This window comes from bacterium (assembly GCA_035371905.1).
In the GTDB taxonomy this organism is placed as follows: domain Bacteria; phylum Ratteibacteria; class UBA8468; order B48-G9; family JAFGKM01; genus JAMWDI01.
Genome location: DAORXQ010000128.1, coordinates 1 through 4023, shown reverse-complemented (window position 1 = coordinate 4023; position 4023 = coordinate 1). Strand labels below are relative to the sequence as shown.

Annotated in this window: 3 protein-coding genes; all 3 read left to right on the top strand. The window is 28.7% G+C overall.

All coding sequences use genetic code 11. The annotated features are described in order from the left end of the window. Positions 1-593: efflux RND transporter permease subunit (locus PKV21_09400; protein HOM27700.1), on the top strand; the 593-nt coding region annotated here is incomplete at its 5' end. Positions 594-905: 312 nt separating this feature from the next. Next, on the top strand, positions 906-2756 hold the full coding sequence (locus PKV21_09395) for a hypothetical protein (GenBank protein HOM27699.1): 1851 nt from the start codon (positions 906-908) through the stop codon (positions 2754-2756). Between the two features lie 68 nt (positions 2757-2824). Then, positions 2825-4023 (top strand): PAS domain S-box protein (locus tag PKV21_09390; protein HOM27698.1); only part of this gene is annotated, 1199 nt, incomplete at its 3' end.

The following is a 4023-nucleotide window of genomic DNA, read 5'->3' as shown; positions in this document are numbered from 1 at the left end:
AAAAATTAGAAAAATTACAACTTCCACAGGGATTTTCTTTTTATTTTGGTGGTGAATATGAAGAACAACAAAAGAGTTTTAGACAACTAACATTTGCTTTGATTTTAGGGATAATTCTTGTATTTATGATTATGGCAGCACAATTTGAGTCCATTATTGACCCATTTGTTATAATGTTTGCTATTCCATTTGCTCTTATTGGAGTTATCTGGGCATTATTTTTATCAGGTAATACTCTTTCTATCTTCTCATTTATTGGTGTAATTATGATAGTAGGGATTGGATTGGAAACAGGTATTGTTCTTATAAGTTTTATAAAGGATTTAAGAAAAGCAGGTGTTGAATTACATGAGGCAGTTGTACAGGCAGGGAAATTGCGACTAAGAGCAGTTCTTATGACAACTCTTACTACAATTTTTGGTCTTCTTCCTTTAGCATTATCAAAAGGTGAAGGTGCAGAAATGTGGGTTCCATTGGGTTGGTCTCTTATTGGCGGGCTTCTTGTATCCTTCCTTTTAACTCTATTCTTTGTCCCAATTCTTTATACTATTTATGAAGAAAAGATATTGCAAAGAGGTAAGAAAACCGGTTAAAAGAATCAAAACCATGGGGAAATATTATATAAATGTAAAATTGAAAACGTAAAATGTAAAATTACAACTTAAAATTTAAAACTTTTTTTCTTGTATTTCTTTTTCAATCCACCACACCACATAGTCGGACGCTAAAATACGCGTTTTGCATTTTAACTTTACGCTTTGCATTTTACATTTTTCACTTTCAAACCACTATGTTTTCTAACAAAGGCCACTGAATATTCACTATTTATTCAAACAAATTCGCTTCAAAATTAACTTTTTGTTAATAATTGTTGACAGATGTGTATTAAAAAGGAAAATAAAAGTATGAGCAAAAAAGAAATAATTGAAAAAGCAATTGAAAAAGTTGCTATGACAAATAATACTCAAATTATAAAAGAGCATGCATGGTCTTTTAATCCCTTTGTTGAAAGATATAGATATTTTGATAAATTTAATAGAGAATATAAAGGCAAAATTACCAAAAATGGGATTATTGTAAAAGTTGTTCCTGTAAGAATAGAAAAGAAACTTAACCTTACTGAAACATTAGAGTTTATTGTAAAGGGAGATATTATAAATAGAATTACTGATAAAAAAATTATCCTTGAATATGTCAGAGAATTTTTTTATGAGAGGGGATATTGTATATCCTTTCTTAATGAGAAAAAAGGGAAAATGCTGGTTAAAGGAAGAAATGTAATAGGATTTTTTGAAAATCAACAATTTGGTGAAATTGAAATAACAAAAAGAATAAATTTCTGGGAAGTAAAAATAAGAGATGAAAATAAAGAAAAACCATATTTTTGTGCACCTAATTTTCAATTTATTCTAAAATTAAAAAATGAAATAAAAGAAGGTGAGTCCCTTCTAATTAAATATGATGAAGAAGAAATAACATCAACTTCACTTTCACCTTTTGCAATTATAAAAAGGGCTATATATGGATTTAAAAGTCCAAATTTAAGGGCATTTTACTCAGAAGATGGTCTTTTCCCGGAAGTACAACATTTAATAAGATTAAGTGTTCTTGCAAATTTTTCAGCGGCAATTGTAAATGCAAGTATTTTTGTTAGAATTGCAGAGCGTCTTAAAGGTAATACCTGGTATACTCTTGCTTCTGGGCTTCTTGCTTTTGTCAGGGCGCCTGCTGAAATATATTATATGAAAAAGTCCCTTAAATTGAGTGAAAATCTCCCTTCAACAAAAGTTCAGCAAGTACTTGATTCAGAAAAATTTAAAAGAATTATTGAAAGTAAAGAAATAAGAACATGGAGAAATTTTGAAAGAGAACTTTTTGAGATTTTAAGAAAAAAAGGCATTTCAAATTTTTCAAATGAATATGGGAAAATAAAAAAAGATATAATGGGGTATGTTGAAAGAAATGAAAAGGAGAAAATACTTTCTGTTTTTGAAAAATTCCACTTAACTGATGATGAGAAAGAAAAAATTTCATCTTTTATTAAATTTCTTGTTCCAATATCTTTAAATGATTTTAAAAAGAAAGTAATGGAGGAAGTAAGATATTTATGCGAAAACAAAGTTCTAAAAGAAGAAGCAGAAAAAGCGATAGAAGATTATATTGATATGATTTTTGTTTATAATCTTGAGAGATTTACATTTAATAAAAGTTATAAATTACTTTTAGATAGAATAAAACAGGAAGAAAGAACTCCAACAAATGAAGAAATAACATCTCTAATAAATGGATGTAAAAGAGGGATTTTACTATACAGGGTCTCTGACCTTTTTTTGTTTTTTTCTCTTTATGCAATTGGGTATTTAGCAAGTTTTTACATTGAACTACCTGATTTTGCAATTCCTATTTATTATATTTTTAATGGGATGGCTGCAAATATTATTGTCGCTGCGCTTAACAGATATGAATCACAGATTAGTCTACAGGTTTTATATAGAGAACTTGATTCTGCTCCAACAATAACCAGTGCTGCGGATGCATGGAATGAATATAATTCACATCTTATGAGAATATGGGCTATTTTCTCTTCTCTTGGACTTGGACTTGGCATAGGGGGGAAACTTTTAGCAGACAAAACAGGGAATTTTTCAAGATATTTCGTTGAAGGGATTGCTTTTTTTATGTATGTCCAGGCATTTAGAGAAAGATTGTTTTATTATGAAAAACTTGAAAAAAGAAAGAAAAGAGGAGAAGAATAAAAATTGGGTATTTATTTAACTCATATAAGTAATTGGCAATAAAATATATTTTAAGGTATAATTAAGAAATGAATAATTACAGAACAGTTTATTTAATGGGGCTTGATGAAATTCCACTGGATAATTTAAAGGAATTAGAAAAAGAATTTTCCTGTCAGATAAAAAGAGCCAATAAAATTCCGGAAAAAGCAGACCTATTGGTATTAGATTCATCAGTAATAAAAAAAGATACAATTTCTGAAATTAAAAACAAAAATATCCCTTATATTGTGATATGTGAATGTAATGAGGAAGAAGTAAGAAGTATTATAAATAGCGGTGCAATTGATTTTCTTACAAAAGATAAAGAGAAAAATTATATAAAAATTTTCCCCGATTATTTAAAGCATATTCTTTCCCAATTGACAAAGCAGTTTTATGCAGAAAAACAGGTCTTTTCTAAATGGAGTGAATATGCACTATTTGGTATATATGTTTTTGGTGAGGACCTAAAATTTAGATATGTCAATCCGGGATTTTTAAAAATATTGGGATATACTGCTGATGAACTCTATAAACAACACAATGCTTTAAGTATAATTTATCCAGAAGATAGAGAAATGACAAGAGAGAAAATAATAGAAAGATTTGAAGGAAGAGAAAAAATAGTTGAATATCCAAATAGATTTGTTCATAAGAATGGTGATGTGAAATGGGTTTATATAAAGGGTTTTGTGACAAATTTTGATGGTGAAAAAGTTATAATAGGTACAGTTTCAGATATAACAGAAATAAAGAAATATCAGGAAGAACTTGAGAAAGAAAAGGCAGAACTTGAAGAAACACTTAGAGAAAGTATTTATGCAATTAACAAAATTTTTGAGGTAAGAGACCCATATACTTCTTCTCATCAAATAAGAGTTGCAGAAATTGCAGAAAAAGTTGCTAAGGAATTAAATTTTAATGAAAAAAGTTTAAAAGAAATCTTATGGGCAGGCCTTTTACATGATATCGGGAAAATTGCAATTCCTTCTGATATTCTTTCAAAACCATCAAAATTAAATGATATAGAATATTCTTTAATACGACTTCATCCTATAACTGGTTATAATATTTTAAAAGAAATACATCAAGTAGGGAAAATAGCAGAAATTGTATATCAACATCATGAACGGCTTGATGGAAGCGGATATCCAAGAGGACTTAAAAAAGATAATATAATTTTTGAGGCGAAATTACTCGCAACTATTGATGTAATTGAAGCAATGGGTTCCCATCGTCCTTATAG

Coding starts and splice junctions, on each gene's coding strand:
- PKV21_09395 (HOM27699.1), top strand. CDS start 906: ATGAGCAAAAAAGAAATAATTGAAAAAGCAATTGAAAAAGTTGCTATG.